3 protein-coding genes are annotated in these 19,329 nt (G+C 59.4%); 1 reads left to right on the forward strand and 2 read right to left on the reverse strand.

All coding sequences use genetic code 11. The features are described 5' to 3' along the window. Window positions 1–495 precede the first annotated feature (495 nt). Entirely contained in the window at window positions 496–16,923 is a 16,428-nt protein-coding gene (locus tag DRW39_RS10515) for a PKD domain-containing protein (RefSeq protein ID WP_116106990.1), read from the reverse strand. A gap of 36 nt (window positions 16,924–16,959) precedes the next feature. Beyond that, window positions 16,960–18,162, reverse strand: a complete 1,203-nt coding sequence (locus DRW39_RS10520; protein WP_116106991.1) for a PorP/SprF family type IX secretion system membrane protein — start codon at window positions 18,160–18,162, stop codon at window positions 16,960–16,962. Between the two features lie 464 nt (window positions 18,163–18,626). Between DRW39_RS10520 and DRW39_RS10525 the strand changes: the two genes are divergently transcribed. Then, on the forward strand, window positions 18,627–19,328 hold the full coding sequence (locus DRW39_RS10525) for a hypothetical protein (protein ID WP_116106992.1): 702 nt from the start codon (window positions 18,627–18,629) through the stop codon (window positions 19,326–19,328). Window position 19,329 lies beyond the last annotated feature (1 nt).

The raw sequence follows: 19,329 nt of genomic DNA on the forward strand, positions 1-19,329 counted from the left end.
GAACGAACGACCGCAGCGCGGCCAAACCTTCATAACCCGGGGTGAAACACTGGGAGGAGAAAACAACGAGAACAAAAGACCGCAGCGCGGCCAAACCTTCATAACCCGGGGTGAAACCCTGGGAGGAGAAAACAACGAGAACAAACGACCGCAGCGCGGTCAAACCTCCATAACCCGGGGTGAAACCCTGGGAGGAGAAAACAACGAGAACAAAAGACCGCAGCGCGGTCAAACCTTCATAATCCGGGGTGAAACCCTGGCAGGAGAAAACAACGAGAACAAAAAGACCGCAGCGCGGTCAAACCTTCATAACCCAGGGTGAATCCCTGGGAGGGGGTGATACCCGGGCAGGGGAGTGAAACCCTAGGAGAGGGTAAAACCCTGGCAGGAGATGCCCCCCCGGAAAACAAAAATCCCGGTAAGTGACGAATCACTTACCGGGATTACTTCCGGTTCAGGGAGCAGTTTTTACCTGCGCGCCGCCGCCCCTATAGCCTACCGAAGGAGGGTGATGTAGCCGGTCTTGGCGATGGTACCGGTTTCGTTGGCCATGCCCGTCCAGCCACGACCGTTGCGGAACTTGGCCCGGTGGACACGCCAGACGTAGGTGCCAGGCTTGGCGGGGAGACCCTGGAAGGTGCCGTCCCAGGCTTCGGTGGGCGAACCTTCCGCATCGATGGCTTCCGACTCCCAGACCAGCTGACCGGTACGGGTGTAGACCGCGATGTAGTAGTCCTCCAGGCCGATGCCCTTGGGCTTGAAGACGTCCTGCTCCTCTATCGTATTATCCTCGGGGGTGAAGACGTTGGGGACAAACAGACCGACGAGCATCTCGAGGTCGACCTTCTTGGAAACGGTGTCCTGACAGCCGTACACGTTTTCGACCCAGTGGTAGACCGTCTTGTCGAAGCCGGATACATAGCGGTGTACGGGATCCATCTCGTCGCTGCCGTAGCCGTCACCGAAGTCCCATCCGAAGAGGACGGCATCGGCACTGGAGCGGTCAGTGAACTGGATGGTGTTCATCACTTCACCCTCGGCGTTGTCGTAGTCGAAGTCGGCCAGCGGGCGGGGGAAGATCTCGACGAATTCCGTGAAGGTGGCCGTGTCGGCACATCCGCTGCCGTTACCGGCGATCACAGTGACATCGTAGAAACCAGGCTGCTCGAAGCGGCGGCTGAAGTCTTCCTCTTCCGAAACGTAGCCGTCGGAGAAGGTCCACTTGATGAAGTCGGTATTCGAGCTTTCACTCGTGAACGGCAGTTCGCCGGAAACACAGGCGGCGGTATCGGGGATGCTGAACTCGGCTACGGGCTCACCGTAGATGTACAGCGGTGCGGAAGCGGTGGCCTCACAGAGGAACTCGTTGGTGGCCTTCAGCGTCACGTTGTAGGTAGCCGCTTCGGTGTAGGTGATACAGGGGGTGTTCAGTCCGGAGGTGAGTCCGTTGCCGAAGTCCCAGTTGTAGCCCGTTCCACCGGTCGTGTTGTTGGTGAAGCAGACCGTCTGCGGTACGCCACAGGCCTGGCTGGCGTCGGCGGCGAATTCCACTTCGGGAACGGCGTGCACTTCGACCGAAGAGAATACCGCGTCGTTGCTGCACCCAGACTCATCGCGAACGGTGAGGGTGATCTCATACGTACCAGGCGTGGTGTAAGTGTGGGTACGGGGTTCAGCTCCGACGGCGGTATTCCCGTCACCGAAGTCCCAGCTGTAGTAAGCGCCGGATTCGGTGAGGTTCTTCAGGTCGACCTGCAGGGGCGGACAGCCCACTACGTTTTCGGCGGTCAGGTCCACTTGCGGGGCCTCGCGGATGGTGATCTTCTGGCTGAAGACACCGGGGCAGTCAGCTCCCTCGACCTTGGCCGAGAGGGTTACGGTATATTCTCCCGGGCCGGGGAACACGTGGCCGGGGTTCTCGACGTCCTTCACCGTATTACCGTCGCCGAAGGTCCAGACGAAGTCCGTCACGCGGCCGGAGGTATTACGGAAGAAGACGCTGTCGCCTACACAGGTTGCACTGGCCACCTCGAAGGAAACGTCGGGTGCGGGGTAGACGGTCACCGGTAGGGTGATCTCATCCTGGACACAGCCGTTGTCGGCGACCAGGGTGACGTTGTACGTCTTCACCGCGTCGGTGGTATTGCGGAAGGTGTGCTCGGGGTTCTCCTCGTCGGAAGAGTAGCCGTCGCCGAAGTCCCAGGCGTAGCTTACCAGGCTGTCGGGGCTGGTAAAGTTACGGAACTGAACAGTGAACGGATCACAGCCGGTACGCTCGTCGGCGCTGAAGCGCACGCGGAGTTCGTTGGGCTTGGAGATCACGGTCCGGGTCAGGGTATCGCTGCCACAGGCGTTATAAGCCACCAGCGTGATGTCGAACGCGGCGTTCTGCGCACCCTGGGCTACGAAGGAGCGGGCGGGCGGCGTGGCTTCAATCGAGTACAGTTCGCCATTTACGAACCACTTGTACTTATTGCGGGTACCGGCGGTCTGGTTGTCGAAGCTGACGTTCAGTTGCGAACAACCGGCTTCCTCGCTAAGCTCGAAGGCAGCCACCGGCTCGGTGGTGATGGTCACCTCTTCGCTGTAGGTATGGGTACCACAGTCGTTGGTTACGGTCAGGCTGACCAGGTAGGTGGTGTCCACGCTACCACGCTCGAAGAGGACCGGGGCGGGATTCTCGCTGTTGCTGGTCCGGCCGTTGCCGAAGTCCCAGAAGTAGACGGCTTCCCCGAACACCTGGCTATTGTTGTAGAAGGTGAAGGGTACATCGTCACAGGCTACGTCTTGCTCCTTTTCGAAGCGGGCGACCGGCGTTCCGGTCACGTTGACGTGCTTCACGACTTCGTGGGCACAGCCAAACTCATTGTAAGCCGTCAGCGTCACGGTATGAATACCGGGGGTGCGGAAGGTAAACACGGGGTTCGCTACCCGTACCGGCGGCTCATCAGAGTTGCGCCATACATAGCTGACACCACCGGTACCGGTTTGCTTGAACTGCACCGGCTCGTCGATACAGACGTAGTTAGGGGCGTCGATCTGGGCAATCGGTCCGGGCCGGACATTGACCGTGAAGTCAACCGATCCGGTACAGGTCATACCGGCGGGGCGGTAGTAGTACGTCAGGGTGTAGGTTCCGGCGCCGAGGCTGCTGGGATCCATTACACCGCTGCGGTCGATCACGCCGGGGCCTTCGTACCAGCCACCCATCGGATTACCATTCGAGAGGACGAAGTAAGTATCGCTCTCACAGGCATCCAGTACCGGTTCGGCTACGGTTACCTCGGGCTCTTCGATCACGAATACCTCACGGGTACCGGTTACGGCACAGGCGCCGTCGGTGTAGGTGTACTCCAGCACGGTCACGCCGGTTCCGGCGGCTACCGGGTCGAAGTTTCCGTCGGCGGTCACTACGCCGGCCCGACCGTCGGCATCCATCCAGCTACCGCCCGCGGGCGTTGGGCTGGTCAGTACGTACAGACCGTCCAGGATACAGACCGTGTCACGGCCACCCATGGTCAGTTCGGGCGTGGAATCAATGTGGATGGTATCGGCTACCGTGCTTTCGCCACAGGCATTGAATACCGTCAGCTTGTAGACGTAGGTCCCGGCTTCGCGGTAGGGGATGGCACGCGGGAAGCGATCGCTCGAAGTCAGATCACCCACGCTGCCGGGGAAGGTCCAGCGTACGCTGTCGACGGCACCGCCGCCGTAATTCACGATCGGAGTGAGATCGACCTGCTCGCAGAAACGATCCTGGTAGGTGAGTACGGGTTCAACCGATTCCTTCACCGTTACGCTGCCCGTCCAGGTGATCGGATCACAGGAAGGATTGCTAATGACGGCGCTCAGCTCGTAGGTACCGACACCGGTGAAGGTGAAGGTCGGTTCGGCGGCATTCGGGTTGTCGATCGCTACGGCACCGGCCGGGGTAACGGTCCAGTCGTAGGTCAGATCGGCTCCCGTGCTGCGGTTGCTTACGGTTACGGTTTGGCTACCGTCCAGACAGAGGTTGGTTGCGGAAAGGTCGATATCGGCGACCGGCTCGGCGTAGATCCGGAAGGTATCCCGTGCTACGGTGGTTCCACAGTCGGAAGCCGCGTTCACGGTAACCAGGTAGGTTCCAGGGGCCAGGCTGAGGGTCGGATTGTCCGGAATATTGCTCTCGAAGACCGTAGCCTGGTTAGCGTCGGTGATCGTCCAGCTGGCGCTATTCGCTCCGTTGATGGCGGCGGAAAGCGCTACCGTGGTCGGGCCACAGAAGTCGGGCTGAGCCGTCAGCTGGATGGTCGGTACGCCTCCCACCGTGATCACGGCATCCATGTCCTGCATGCCACATTCGGGGTTACCGGCGGTTAGGCGCAGGGTGTACTCACCGTTGGCCCAACCTTCGTCGATAGCAAAGTTTGCGGGGGAAGACTGGCTGGTCGCCAGGGTCGTACCCATAGGGTCAATCAGCGAGAAGGTAAAGTCGGTCAGATCATCACTGGAGGTATTGGTTACCCGCAGCGTCCCTCCCTGGCAGACGATGTCATTGTCCACGGCAAACGAGGGCGTCGAATCGTCGTAGATGCGGAAGGTATCCCGGTCGACCGTCGTACCACAGTCGGAGGTGGCCGTAACGGCTACGATGTAGGTATCGGGTTCGAGATTGAGCGTCGGCCCGTCGGGAATATTACTGGCAAAGACGGTGGCTCCGGCCGCGTTGGTAACCAGCCACTCCATACGCTTGGCACCCGCGGTAGCGGCGGACAGCGATACGGTGGTTGGGCCACAGAAATCCGGCTGCGGCAGCACATCCACGGTAGGAACACCGCCGATCGTGATGGTCATCTCATCGGTTTTCATGCCACACTCGGGGTTACCGGCGGTCATGCGCAGGGTGTAGGTCCCCTTAGCCATTCCGGCACCAATGGTGAAGTTGGCCGGAGAGGCATTGCTGGTCAGTACGGTTATTCCCGCAGGATCGACCAGGTCGAAGGTGAAGTCCGTAACGTCACCCGTGGAGGTGTTGGTTACCGATAGCGTTCCACCCTGGCAAACGAGGTCGCTGCTTACGGTGAACGAAGGCGTCGGCTCCGCGAAGATGCGGAAGGTATCGCGGTCGGTTACCGATCCACAACCGGAAGTGGCCGTCGCGGCTGCGACGTACGTACCCGGGTTGAGGTTCAGCGTGGGGGCATCCTCCACATTGCTTTCAAAGACCACCCGGTCTTTGGCATCCGTAATCTTCCAGGCGATGCTGGAAGCTCCGGTGTGCGCGGCGGAAAGGCTTACGGTATTGGGTCCGCAGTAGTCGGGTTGCGCGATCACCTCGATGGTTGGCGCTCCACCCACGGTGATCGTGGTTTCGGCGGTTTCCAGGGCACACTCGGGGTTACCGGCGGCCAGGCGGATCGTGTACTCCCCGTCGGGCAGCGCTTCTCCGATGGAGAAGGTGGCGGGGGACGCACTGCTGGTCAGCATCGTGGTTCCCATCGGATCGATCAGCGAGAAGGTGAAGTCGGTCACGTCGCCTTCCGAAGTATTGGTCACGGTTACGGTACCTCCCTGACAGGCCACGTCGGTATCCACCGTGAAGGCGGGCTCGGGAGCTTCGAAGAGGTGGAAGGTATCCCGGCTGCGTACTACGCCGCACTCGTTCGCCACCATGGCGGTCACGTGGTAAGTGCCTTCGGCCAGATCCGCAACGGGCGGCACGTAGGCATCGCTGTTGTAGACCAACTTACCGGCGTCGTCACGAATCTGCCAGTTGATGAAGTTGATGCGGGCAGGGTCACTGTGGGTAGCGGAGAGTTGCACCTGGGCGGGTCCACAATTATCCGGCGTAGGCAGGAGCGCAATCGTCGGCAGGGCACCCACTTTAATCCGGGCACTGTTCGTAGCGGGGGCACAAGTGGCACTCGAGACGTCGAGGCGAACGATGTACTCGCCAACGGGCAGGTCTTCCCCGAAGGTGAAGGTAGCCGGCGAATCCTTACTCGTAGCCACGACATTAAAGTCGCTATCAAGCACCGTGAAGGTGAAGTCGGTCACGTCGTCACCGGAAAGCTTGGTCGCGGTGATGCTGCCACCCGTACAGACGGACGAACTGCTCAGGGAGAAGTTAGCCGCCGGAGCGGGGCTTACCGTGAATTCAGTAAAGTCGGTCGCCGAGCCACAGTCGTTGCCGGCCGTCACTTTAAGCGTATAGGTACCGGCGGAAAGCTTGACGTTCAGCGGGTCGAAGGTGGCATTGGTGTAAACCGTTGCTCCGTCCGAATCCGCGACCTGCCAGAGAATAGTCTCGGCATCGGTCAGCGTAGCGCGGGGCGTGAAGTCGGATTCACCACAGAAATCGGCTACGGCCTCCACCAGAACGGTCGGCGTGGCTTTGATGACCACGGTTGCTTCGGTACCGATGGTGCCCGAGGCACAGGAGACACTCTCCCCTTCCATCCGGACGGTATAGGTACCGGCGGCCAGATCAGCTCCGAAGGTGAAGGGCGAACTGGTGCCCGTGGCTACGGTCAGGCCGTCAGCATCCGTGACGGTAAACCGCAGGTTGGCCAGGTCGGTGCTGGTGTTCGTGACGGTCACCGTTTCTCCGGTACAGACGTCGTCGGTATTCAGCGCCATGGTAGCGGGGCTACCCTGGGTAATTTCAAAGGTCGTGAAGTCACTGGCTGCGGCACAGTCATTCGTACCGCTGACAAGTAAGGTGTAGAAACCGGGGCCGAGGGTCACCTCGGCGGGAGTCAGCGTGGCGTCGGAGTACACCAGATCGCCGGCGGCATTGCGGATCTTCCAGTCCATAGCCGTCACCTGATCGAAATCAGCCGAGGGGGTAAAGGTCAGGGATCCACAGGTACCGGCTACGGGGTCGACGCTCACCGACGGATCGGCGAAGATGACGATGGCGCTCTGGGTAGATACGGGGGTATCACCACAGGCCGTGTCGAATCCGTCCATCTGAACGGTGTAGGAACCGGGAGCCAGTTTGGCGCCGAAGCGGAAGGGGCTTCCGTTTCCGGAGGCGACCGTGGCACCATCCTCATCCACCACCGTGAAGCGGGGCGAAGCGAGGCTGGCCGTTTGGTTGGTGGCCGTGAAGGTGGTACCCTCACAACTTTCATCGGTATCCAGTGAAAAGACCGGCTCCGTGCCCGACTGCACCTGGAAGGTGACGACGTAGTCTGCCGTTCCACAGTCATTGCTCACGGTGGCAGTCATCTCGTAGCTACCGATGCCGAGGGTAACCTGCTCCGGATCGAAGGAGTTATCCGTGTACAGTACGTCTCCCGCACCGTTGGCGATTGACCAGCGAATAGCATCCGCAAAGGTCGTCGTAGCCGAAGGCGCAAAGGTCAGCGAGCCACAGGCATCGGCAACGGGGTCCACGACAATCCTCGGAGCACCCGATACGGTGACGGTCCGTTCGACACTCGCCGGGCCGGCCGGGCAGCTGGTACTTTCCCCCTCCATCCGGACGGTGTAGGCACCGGCGCCAAGATCAGCTCCGAAGGTGAAGGGCGAAGTGGTGGCGCTGGCCACTACGGCGCCGTCGGCATCAAGTACCGTAATCGATAGATTAGCCAGGTCGGGCGTGGTATTCGTTACCGTGAAGCTTCCGCCGCCACACACCTCTTCGGTGTCGATGGCAAAGGTCGGTGCGGTGCCTTCGGTAATTTCGAAAGACGTCAGGTCTTCGGCGATGCCACAGTCGTTGGCCACGTCGACGGCCAGGGTGTAGAAACCGGCTCCCAGGCTTACACTCTGCGGAGTGAAGGTATTGTCGGTATAGACAACCGTTCCGCTGCCGTTGCGGATAGTCCAGTTGATGGTGGTCGCGTCCGAAACGTCGGCGCTCGGGGTGAAGGTCAGCGACCCACAGCTTCCGGCCACCGATGCCAGTTCGACGGTCGGGGCGGGACGCACCGTGACGGTGGTATCCGTGCTTACCGAGGCATCGTTACAGTCGGTCCGCTTGCCCGTCATGGCTACGGTATAGGTACCACCCGCCAGGCGGTTACCGAAGGTAAAGGGCGAGCCGGTACCGCTGGCAACTATGCCGTCCAGGTCGTTGCGGACGGTAAAGGTTACGTCGGTAAGTCCGGAAGTGGTATTGGTAACCGTGATGGTTTCACCTTCACAAGCATCCTCGCTGGAGAGCGTGAAGGTCGGCGCTTCCGGGGCGGTAACCGTGAAGGTTACTTCATCCCGTTCGCTACCACAGTCGTTGGTTACTTCGGCACTTAGGGTATACGTTCCCGTTTCCAGGACGACTTCCTGCGGTACGAAGGTATCATCGGCGTAAACGGGCAAGCCGGTAGCATCAACGATCTTCCAGGCAATGGCCATCGCGTCGGTGATGGTGGCACCGGGGGTAAGGGTCAAGCTACCACACACATCCGCTACGGGATCGAGCTGTACGGTCGGTCCGGCGGAGACGGTCAATACCGTATCGATGACCAGTCCGTTACCACAGATCGAGCTGTTACCTTCCATGCGCAGTGTATAGGACCCGGCAGCCAGGTCATCACCGAAGACGAAGGGCGAAGTGGTACTGCTGGCTACCGTGGCACCGGTGGCATCGGTTACGGTGAAGGCGACGTCATTCAGGTGGGTGGTGCCGTTGCTGGCCGTGAAGGTCTCGCCGGCACAGATTGTGGCCAGGTCGACGTTCAGAACCGGGGTCACCGTATTCAGCAGGTTGAAGGTGTCGCGGCTGCGGGAGACGCCACATTCGTTGGCGACGGTTGCGGTCACGTAGTAAGTTCCTTCGTAGAGGCTATCCGGTACCGGATCGAAGGTGTCGTTGTTGTACACCAGCTGTCCGTTCTCGTTGCGGATTTGCCAGTTTATGAAATTGATGTAGGCAGGATCCGTATGGGTAGCGGATAACTGAATTTCCGCCGGGGCACACTGGTCCGGAATCGGGTCGAGCACGATGTTCGGCGAGCGACCCAGGGTGATGGTGGTCCGGTTGCTTACCGGCGAACAGGTCAGGCTGCTAACGGTGAGTCGGATCGTGTACGTACCGATGGCAAGCTCCTCACCGAAGGTGAAGGTGGCCGTCTCGTCGGTACTCGTCATGATCACGTTGTCATCCGCATCGAGTACGTCAAAGGTCACGTCGTCGATGTCACCGGTAGAACGGTTGACCGCGACAATGCTTCCTCCGCTACAGATGGCGGAACTGTTGAGGCTGAAGTTGACGACCGGACCGGGGTTAACGGTGAAGGCAGTACGGTCTTCGGCCCTTCCACAGTCGTTAATTACCCGGGCAATAAGCGTGTATTCGCCCGCGGGCAGATCGGCCCGCTTCGGGTTCATGCGGTTGTCCGTGTAAACGGTGGTTCCCATCTCGTCCTGGATTTCCCATTCCATGGCCATGGCATATTCCGTGGTGGCGGTAGGAATGAAATCACTACGGCCACAGGATTCCGCTACGGGATCCACGCTCACCGTCGGGAGTGACAGGATAGCGACATCCTGCTCCTGCATGACTACTCCGGTTGAACAGGATAAGCTATTGCCTTCCATGCGTACGGTGTACGTACCGGCCGATAGACTGGTTCCAAAGATGAAGGGAGACGAAGTGCCCGTGGCCACCGTGGCGCCGGTCGCATCAAGTACCGTGAACTTGAGGTTGCTCAGGTCCGTCGTCGTATTGGTTACGGTGAAGGTTTGTCCCTCACAGACGTTTTCGGAGTCCAGGCTGAAGGTCGGCTCGGTTCCGCTGCCTACCTCGAAGGAGGTGACATCGTCGTCGCTGCCACAGTCATTGTACACTACGGCGGTGAGCGTATAGAAACCGGGAGTCAGCGTCACTTCGGCGGGGTCGAAGGTCACGTCAGCGTATACCTGGCGGCCCGCCGCATCACGGATAGCCCAGTGAATGCCTTCTGCGGAGGTGTAGCTGGCGGAAGGAGTAAAGGTGACGGAGCCACAGTTGCCCGCAACCCGATCCAGTTTTACGACGGGCCTGGCCCGGAAGATGACGGTGGTGTCCACCGAAACGGCGGTACCGGCGCACGACGCACTCGTACCCGAGAGGGTAAGGGTGTAGTTACCGGGTGCCAGCCCCGGACCGAAATCGAAGGATGCTCCGGCTCCGGTGGCTACCGTAAAGCCGGACTCATTGATCACCGTGTACCGGGGGTTGTTCAGGTCGGTACTCTGGCTCCTGGCCGTGATGATCTGGCCCTCACAGGTATTGTCGGTATCGAGGCGCACCACGGGAGTGGGTGCCGGATCGATGGTAAAGCTTACCGCATCGCTAGCCGCATGACAGTCGTTCGTCACCTCGGCGGCCAGTTCGTAGGTACCCGCGCTCAGGGTGATCAGACCGGGTTCGAAGTTATCGTCTGAGTAAATCAGTTCTCCGGACGCATTGTGGATCGTCCACTGAATACCGGAAGCCGCGGTAACCGTGGCGGATGGCGATACCGTAACGGCACCGCAGGCATCCGCAACCGGGGCGATGGTAATGGTAGGCTGGTCTACCACGCTTACCGTTTGCTCAATAGATACGGTCCCGGAGGAACAGGTGGCACTGGTGCCTTCCATCCGGACGGTGTAGGTGCCAAGCGGCAGGTCGTCGCCGAAGGTAAAGGGCGAAGTATTGCTGCTGGCTACGGTTGCTCCGGCTTGGTCAAGAACGGTGAAGACCAAGTTGGTCAATCCGGTAGTGGTATTCGTCGCCGTGATCGTAGTACCCGAACAAGCCAGGGTGTTATCTAGCGTGAACTCCGGGCTATCCCCTTCGGTGACCTCAAAGGTGGTCGCATCGTCGGCAATACCACAGTTGTTAGCCACTTCGGCGACCAGGGTGTAGAATCCACGGGTGAGCGTGACTTCCGCCGGATCGAAGGTTACATCGGTGTAGACGACTTCACCGGCCGTATTGCGGATCGTCCATTCGATAACCGCAGCACCGGTAATGCGGGCGGAGGGCGCGAAGGTGACCGATCCACACTGGTCGGCAACCGGATCGACCTTCACCAGGGGTTCCGACTGGATGGTGATGGTCGTATCCTTACTGACGCTGGCGCGGTCACAGGCATCGCTGTCCCCCGTCAACCGTACGGTGTAGGTTCCGGCCATGAGGTCGTCTCCGAAGGTGAAGGGCGAATCGGTCGACTGCTCGATGGCGTTGCCCCAGCGATCCATGATCGTGAAGGCTACGTTGCTCAGACCGGTGCTCGTATTCGTAACGGTGAAGGACGATCCCTCACACTTCTGGTCGCGATCCAGGTCAAATGACACACTCGAGGCTATATCGCCGGATACGGCAAAACTGACCGCATCGGTCGCGTTACCACAGCCATTGCTGACGCTTACGGAAAGGGTGTAGGAACCACCGCCGAGGGTCACGGCAGCCGGGCTGAAGGTGGCGTCGCTGTAGACCACGCTTCCCGAAGCATTCCGGATTTCCCAACTGATGGCGCTGGCAAATTCATAGGTAGCCGCGGGCGTGAAGGTGATGGTACCACACTTGTCGGCTACGGGGGTCAGGCTGACGGTCGCCCGTTCGGCAACGGTGACGAGCGTATCGATGCTCATCAGTCCGCCACAACTGGCGTTGTTGCCCTCCATGCGCAGGGTATAGTCTCCCGCCGGCAGGGTATTGCCAAAGGTGAACGGGGAGCCGTTACCACTGGCTACGGTGGCGCCACCGGCGTCCGTAACGGTGAAGGCAATGTCCGTCAGACCGGTACTGACATTAGAAGCGACGATATTACCACCGGCACAAATGTTATCGCTGTCAAGCGCCATCACGGGCTTTTCGCCCTCGGTTACCTCGAAAGTAACGGCATCGCTGGCGCTCTCACAGGCATTGGCTACCGTAGCGGTGAGGGTATAGTTGCCGGCGGGCAGGTTCGCCCGGGCCGGAGTGAAGGATGCATCCGTATAAACGGTAGCACCTAGGGCATCGACGATCTCCCACTCGATGGAAGTGGCGTTCTCTACGGTCGCGGCAGGCGTGAAGGCCAGCAGCCCACATCCGTCGGCTACCGGATCGACGATCACGCTCGGAGCGGGCATTACGTCAAAGGTCAGTTCCGTCGAAACGGTTCCACCGCCGCAGTCGGCGCTTTCGCCCTGCATCCGGATGGTGTAGGTGCCGGGTGCGAAGGCAGGACCGAGTACAAAAGTAGCCGGGGAGTCGCTGACGTCCAGCAGTTGGTTGCCTTCGCTGTCGAACAGGTAGAAGCTGATGTCACTCAGTCCGCTAGTCGTGTTCGTAGCCGTCACGGATTCGCCCGCACAGGTTTCGGTCACGTCCAGCGTGAAGGTGGGAGCCGTTCCGGGTACGACGGTAAAGGTCCGTTGGCTTTGATCCGTACCACAGTCGTTGGTTACGGTCGCCGTAGCGGTATAATCACCGGCACCGAGGGTCGTAGCGGCCGGGCTGAAGGTATTGTCCTCGTATACGAGGGTACCGGAGCCGTCACGGATCTGCCAGTTGATTCCGGTCAGGAGAGTAGAATCGGTGTGCGTAGCCGATAGGTTCACCGTGGCCGAGCCACAACCATCGGGAATAGCGTTCAGGGTGACCTCGGGTTCTCCCGTCAGATAGACGGTCGTTTCCTCGAATCCGGTACCACACTTCTTATCGTCCAGTTCCAGGCGAATCGTGTATTCTCCGGCCAGCATGTAACTGGGGAAAGTGAAGGTGGCCGGCGAACGACTCTCATATGCAACCGTATTACCGGAAGCGTCCAGGAGGTAGAAACGCGGATTTTTGGTGATCGCACTGGTGTTCGTGGCCGTAATGGTGCCTTCGCTACAGGTGATGTCCTTATCTACCGTGAAGCTTACCGGAGGACCGTCCAGTACGGTGAAGGGCTCTTCGGCCGATACCCCGTCGAGCGCACAGCCATTATAGGCAATGGCGGTGAAGAGGTAATCGCCGGCTTCGCGCACGTCGTAGTGGCGCCCCCAGGGCTCGTCGTGATAAATAGTCACGCCGGCATTCGCTCCGGTTACACCGGTAATGATGTAGCGGACGGAATCGATCAAAGACGCATCTATTCCAAAATCCACCGTCGGGCGAACGCGCACCTGTCCACAGGCATCGTCGATTTCCGTCACCGTAACAACGGGGAGTACCGCTACCGATACCTCATGCTCGATGGTCTCATTAGTACACACGCCGTCCGATACGGTAGCCGTGATGGTGTAGGTTCCTACGCCGCCGTTGAAGGTGAAGGTAGGGGCGGCGGCGTTGGCGTCACTGATGACAACGTCAGCGGCCGGGCTCACCGACCAGCTGTACGTTAGTCCGGCGCCGGTGCTGTTGTTGGTGATGGATACCGTCTCTCCCTGACAAACGCCGCTGCGGTCGAAGTCAATGTCGACTACGGCGGGCTCTTCGACGTCAAAGGTTTCGGTGACGGTGGTCGTACCACAGGCATTGTATACGGTCAGACTCACTTCGAGGCCGTTGCCGTAGGTTCCTAGGGTCACCTCACCGGGAGCGAGATCGCTCGACGTGGCCGGAACACTTCCGGCGGGGAAGGTCCAGCGGACGGAATCGATCATGTCTACGGCCGCGTCATAGTTGGCAACGGGAACGAAGCTGTTTCCTCCACAACCCAGAGCGATCTCGTCGATCGTCAATTCGGGCGTGCCGCCCACCAGTACTAGGGTATCCCAGGTGATGTCGCTACATCCGGCAACCGCCAGGACGGCCTCAATCCGGTAGGATCCCATCGGGGTAGTCGGGTTAATAGAGAAGGTAGGCGAACGCTCGCTGGAGGTGGCAAAGACATCGCCGGTGGGGGCGATGACGTTCCAGCTCACTCCCTCGATATCACCGGTGCTATTGTTGGTCACCGCGATGGTGGCACCACCGTCCCGGCAAACTTCGTCTTGCGAAATATCAATGTTTACGCTTACGTCACCGGCAACTACGAAGGTTTCGGTCACCGTGTGGGTTCCACACGAGTTGGTGGCGGTCAGAGTTACCGTATGCTCCCCCTTCTCAAAGCGCACGGGCAGTGGCTGCAGGCGCGTCGAGGTCGATGGCGGAGACGCCGTCGGGAATTCCCAAGTGTAGGTGGTGGTTTCGATGTCGCAGTATCCGCCGCGGGGGGCGAAAGTCACGTCCTGGGCGCCACAAAGCGTGTCGATCGGACTGACCTCCATCACCGGCGTTTCGCCCACCGCTACCTTTTCGGTGTGGGTTGACGTGCCACAGGCGCTCGTTACGGTGAGGGTCAGGAGGTAATTACCGGCTTCGGTGATTTCGATCACGGGTTCGAAGCTGTTGGCGTCGGTACCCTCCACGAAGGCAATTCCGCCGGTGCTGCAGGCATTCTTGGCGGCGGCTATCGTCCAGCTCATTTCGGCTACGTCACAAGCGGTGACGGCGGAGGTCAGGTTGCTCGGGCGCAGGGCTAGTCCGGCGGGCATACAGCCCAGGGCTTCAGGAAGGGTGAAATCAGCTACCGCTTCATCGCGTACACAAACCGTAGTCTGGTCCGAGTCACTACAGCCGGCTTCGTTGGTATAGGTATAAGTTAGGGTATAGGTTCCGGCGGCGGGGGCTTTAAATTCGCCATCCTCGGTCACGAAATCGCCAGACCAGGTACCCTTGAGGGCTCTGCTGGAGGGCGATCCTTCCAGTTCGATCTTTTCGTCAACACAGGCAATCTGGGGGTCACCGGCATCGGCGACCGGGTAAGCGTGCACCGTCACCTTGATTTCATCGGTGGCGTCACACCGGCCTTCCGGGTCGATGCCGAGTACCTCGATGGTGTATACCCCCGGCACGTCGTGACTGAAAGTAACCGAAGAACCGGTCGAACCGGAGAGATGGTCACCGGTCCAGGTATAGCTGGCGCCACCGGTGGCCGTCAGGGTCACCGACTCACCGGAGCAGATTTCCACGTCGTCTCCACCGTTTACGTCGATGGGCGCACCGGGATTGACCACCACGTTATACGTCTTGGTGCTGGAACAGCCCGTAGCGTTCGTGACCGTAACCGTATAGTCACCGTTATTTTTCGGCTTGGCGTTCGGAATGCTCCACTCGGCCTGGTCGGAGGTAAACCCGTCGGGGCCCGTCCAGGAAAAGGTCAGGCCGCTTCCGCTTCCCGCCAGATCGGCGGCAATGCTGGAGGACTCACAGGTTTCTTCCGTCACGATGATTTCCGGCAGGTCGGGTGCCGCGGCTATCTCGAAGGTTTCGGTCACTACCGTGGTACCACAGCTGTTGCTGACCCGCAGGCGAATGGTGTATACACCCGGTGCGTCGAAGGTTACGGGTCCGGGGTCCAGGCTGTTCCGGTCACCGCCTTTGCCACCGTCGAAATCCCAGGTAAAGGCCGGGGGATCGGTACAGTCCAGGCTGATGTTCGCGGTAGGAGTAACGGTGATGGGGCCGTCAAAACACACATCCTCGATCGGCTCGATCTCGACCAGCGGTGCCTCGGCTACCACGAACTCTTCCCAGTACTCGTCCGGGCCACACTCGTTTTCTGTCTTCAGGCCCAGGCGGTAGATACCGGCGGATTCAAACTGGATTTTCAGATCCCGTCCGTGCAACCCGTCTTTACCGGAGCCTTCCAGCACGGTGAAGTCACCGTCTCCGTCGCCACAGTCCGAGGGCAGGTACTCGACCATCCATTCGTAGGTCGCTTCGGCACCACAGGTCTCCAGGGTATTGGAGGTATTGGTTACGTCCAGGGTCAACGGGGTACAGCTTTCCGGATCGGCGTTTACCGCATCGTAGCTGGCCTCGGGTTCCGGCAGGATACAGATCGTCTGCGTCATCGGAGGGGAGGTACAGGCGTTGCTGTACTTCGGGGTGTAGTTCAGGGTGATCACGTATTCTCCGGCTTCATTGAAGCGGATGTCCAGGCCATTCTCGTCGTTGAGGGACCCGGCTACGATCTCGTACTTCGAGGGGTCGGCGTTGATCGACCATTCGGTCAGCATCTCGAAGCTACAGGTATTGCCAACCGCATAGAGGGCCGGCTCGGAATTGTTGCGGATTTCCACTACCCCACCCTCACAGGCTACGTCGTCGGCCTCGAAGTCCATTTCCGGGGCCTTATTGGCCCGAATGATGGTACCCCCTGATTGCGTGAAGCAGGGGTTGGTGGCCTCGAAGTAGATGTTAAAGTAGTTGTTAGCCGTCTCATCACTTTCACACGGGCTGGTGGTGAGGTAGTAGCTGAAGTTCGTCGGGGGCGGGTGGTTGAAGTAAGTGGTATCGCCACTGCCGTCGTTGACCCAGATCTTGTAAATCGTTCCCGGGGGGTTATCCTCCGTTCCCGAAATCCGGAACTCCACGTTTTCCGGTACACACGCGATCTGGTTGCTTACCGGAACGATGTTACCACCGGGGTTACTGCCGTAGAAAAACTCAAAGGTCTTCTTCGCCCAGCAGCCGTTGCCCCCTTGTACCGACACCTTTATATCATAGAGCCCGACGGAAGTATACGTGTGCTTCGTCAGGTTCGGCAGCGTAGCCCCTTCGTAGGGCGTGGAACCGTCTCCCCAGTCGACGATATAATAGATATTGGTCGACGCCGTGGAAGAGGTATTATTGATGCGCAGCTCATAGCTGGGATCGTCAGTCGGCGCACAGTTTACGAAATTGTAAATACCGACACTCTCGATGGAGGCGTCGGGCACGTCGGAGGCACTGACCGAAACCGTCCGGGTTACCGTATCGGGCACGCAACTTCCCCCCGTAATCAGGGTGACGTCAAAGCTGCCATCGGCGCCAAAGATATGCGTGGGGTTCTTCTTAGTAGAAGAAGACCCGTCGCCGAAATTCCATTTATACGTTCCTGCGGCGCCACTACGGGGCGTAAACTGATATTCATTACAGCTGGTGGCCGTAAAGTCAAAATCAGCCGGGCAACTTTGCCCGAATATCCAAGATGTCGTTAACGTGAAGAGTAATAGTGTAAAAATCCGCATAAACAGAAATTTTCAATCTGGGGAAAAGGTGTCGTTCTAGAAGCTTACGGGGCAGGTGGCGCCCTTATAGAGTTCGTTCTTGCCGAGGATGCGGCACTTGGATTTGAGGTCGGCCAGCATGATTCGGCAGTTCACCTCGACGGTTCCTACCGAGGCGGAGGCATTAACCCCGCTCAGCGGCAGGTCGTAAGAGAAGCCGACGATCCAGCCCGTAGCGCGGTCCCGCCACCGGCGGCCCACGTCGAGCAGCGACCGGACATCGATGCCGTAGGAAAGGATCAGGGTACTGGAGTTGCGGCCGCCGATCGGGTCACCGCTGTTGGTAGCGGGCCGGTTGGGCGTATTGAACTGGTAGAATATTCCCGTGTAATGGCCCTTACCCAGCAGGTAAGACCCGAGGGTGTAGAGGTTGAATTTGCCGCCCAGCTGGCTATCCCAACGGAACTGCGGGGCAATCGACGTCGGCGTGTAGCTCCGCGTTCCCTTCATCGAGCTCACCCGGCGCGTCAGGCCCATGTGCAGGGTGGTCCGGCGCGGCAGGTTCACGTTAGCACTTTCTTCGTCGAAGGCTACGTTCGGTTGGTTGACGTTGGAGAGGCTGGCACCGAGGGTGAAAATGGTATAGTCCTGCAAACCGTGGTTCCAGGAGCCGCGCACCATGGCGCCGATGTTCATGTTCATGTAGGGCCCGGTAGCTACGTCGATGATCTTCGCGGCACCGACCACACCGGTCACCGGATCGAGCTGGTAGGAGAAGATGAAGTCGCCACTGGCCATCGAGCTTTGCATCATGCTCAGCTGAGCACCCATGCGCATGTCCAGCCGGGAGAGGCCGTTGCTGATCTTCAGGTCGGGGTTGATGAAGGCGTACTCGAAAGCAGCCGCCAGCCCCACGCCGGTCGTCTTGAGCGGGGCAGCGCCCGTCTCGTCCTGAAACACCGAACCGGCAATGCCGAAGGTGGCACGCTCGATATCTTTGAAGCAGGGCATCCGCTGGTTCAGCGTCGCATTGTACGTTCGGTACCCCCCCTGAAAGGGCATACCGGTGGCGTCGGGCAGGCCGAACCACTGGTCGCGATAGTTGAGTATGAGTTGGGTACCGGCTTCCAGCCCCGCGTAGGCAGGGTTGAGGTACACGCGATTGGCGTAGAACTGGGAGAAAAAGGGATCCTGTCCCAGGAGCTGTGCTCCCGCCGAAATCATGACCACTAAGAAAACACTGCGTAAAAGTAGAACCATGGGCAATCATTTGCTCCGGAGTAAGCTCTACTGATTCCCCTAGCCAAATGGATAGAGACAAGAGACACATCTCTCTGAATCAGTGAATTATTCACTTATCCGGAAATAATGCGTTCTATTCTAAGTGCCTCGAATACTATCCGGTCCGTCCAAATGACGCGGCAAATGCCGGTCCTAGCCATGGTCGAACCTGATATCCGTCGGGGCTAATCCCTTCGGTTCTTCTGTAACGACCGCTCCGCACGGGGCATTGTCCAATTAACGAACGTTTACGGATTACCTCCCCGACGGTCCGTTTCCCTACGCACGGAACGTGCAAATACAAGCTTAGGGCGGCGGAGCGCAGGTAAAAAAGCCTTTACTAACGGACAGGTACTTGCAACCCATCCTCCATACCCCTATATTAGGTACCAGACCCCAGACTTCCATCGGAACCCGATTACCTACCCTAATTACTTGAAGTCATGGATCTACGCAACCGTACCGCCGTTATCATCGGCGCTCTCCTACTCCTCTCCCCACCCGTCAGCTCCCAGGAACCCAACCCTGCCGAATCGCCCCTTCGCGAAGGAATGGTCCTGAATATGCGGTTTCTGCCGGAATCAGCCGCCGACCGCGACCTACAGGCAAAGGGCCAGTCCACGGTGACTTTCCTCCGCGGTGAGCGGGGCCGCCACGAAGACGAAAGCGTCCAACTGACGCTCCGCCCGGACTCCCGCCCCCCCACTGCCACTACCTCCGAAGGAGATGAAGACGACGGCACGGATTACCTCATCATCGACGCCGGTGACCCCATCAAGAAGGACTGGTTCAAACCGGGAACCATCTGGGGTTTCCACCAGATCCTGCTGCTCGACAGCGTGGATCGCAGCGATTTTGAGAGCTTTATCCATCGCTACTGGGCCCCGACGCGGTCCGATGCCCTACCCGATTCGAAGGTTATTTTCCTGAAGGAACTGAACGGGCCCCAGGCGGGGGAATTCAGCTACATCTGGCTGATCGATTCCGAAGAAACCCGCGACTACTACTTCCCGGAATCAACCGTTCCCTCCGAGATGTACACGGAGTTTGAGAAGGCCTGGGGCTGGATCTACGAGCCGAATTACCTCGGGCGCTATCTGGCCGCTCCCGAAGACGAACTGTTCACCGACTACGTCGTCAGGTAAG

The organism is Lewinella sp. IMCC34191 (assembly GCF_003390935.1).
Taxonomy (GTDB): domain Bacteria; phylum Bacteroidota; class Bacteroidia; order Chitinophagales; family Saprospiraceae; genus Neolewinella.

Coding starts and splice junctions, on each gene's coding strand:
- DRW39_RS10525 (WP_116106992.1), top strand. CDS start 18,627: ATGGATCTACGCAACCGTACCGCCGTTATCATCGGCGCTCTCCTACTC.
- DRW39_RS10520 (WP_116106991.1), bottom strand. CDS start 18,162: ATGGTTCTACTTTTACGCAGTGTTTTCTTAGTGGTCATGATTTCGGCG.
- DRW39_RS10515 (WP_116106990.1), bottom strand. CDS start 16,923: ATGCGGATTTTTACACTATTACTCTTCACGTTAACGACATCTTGGATA.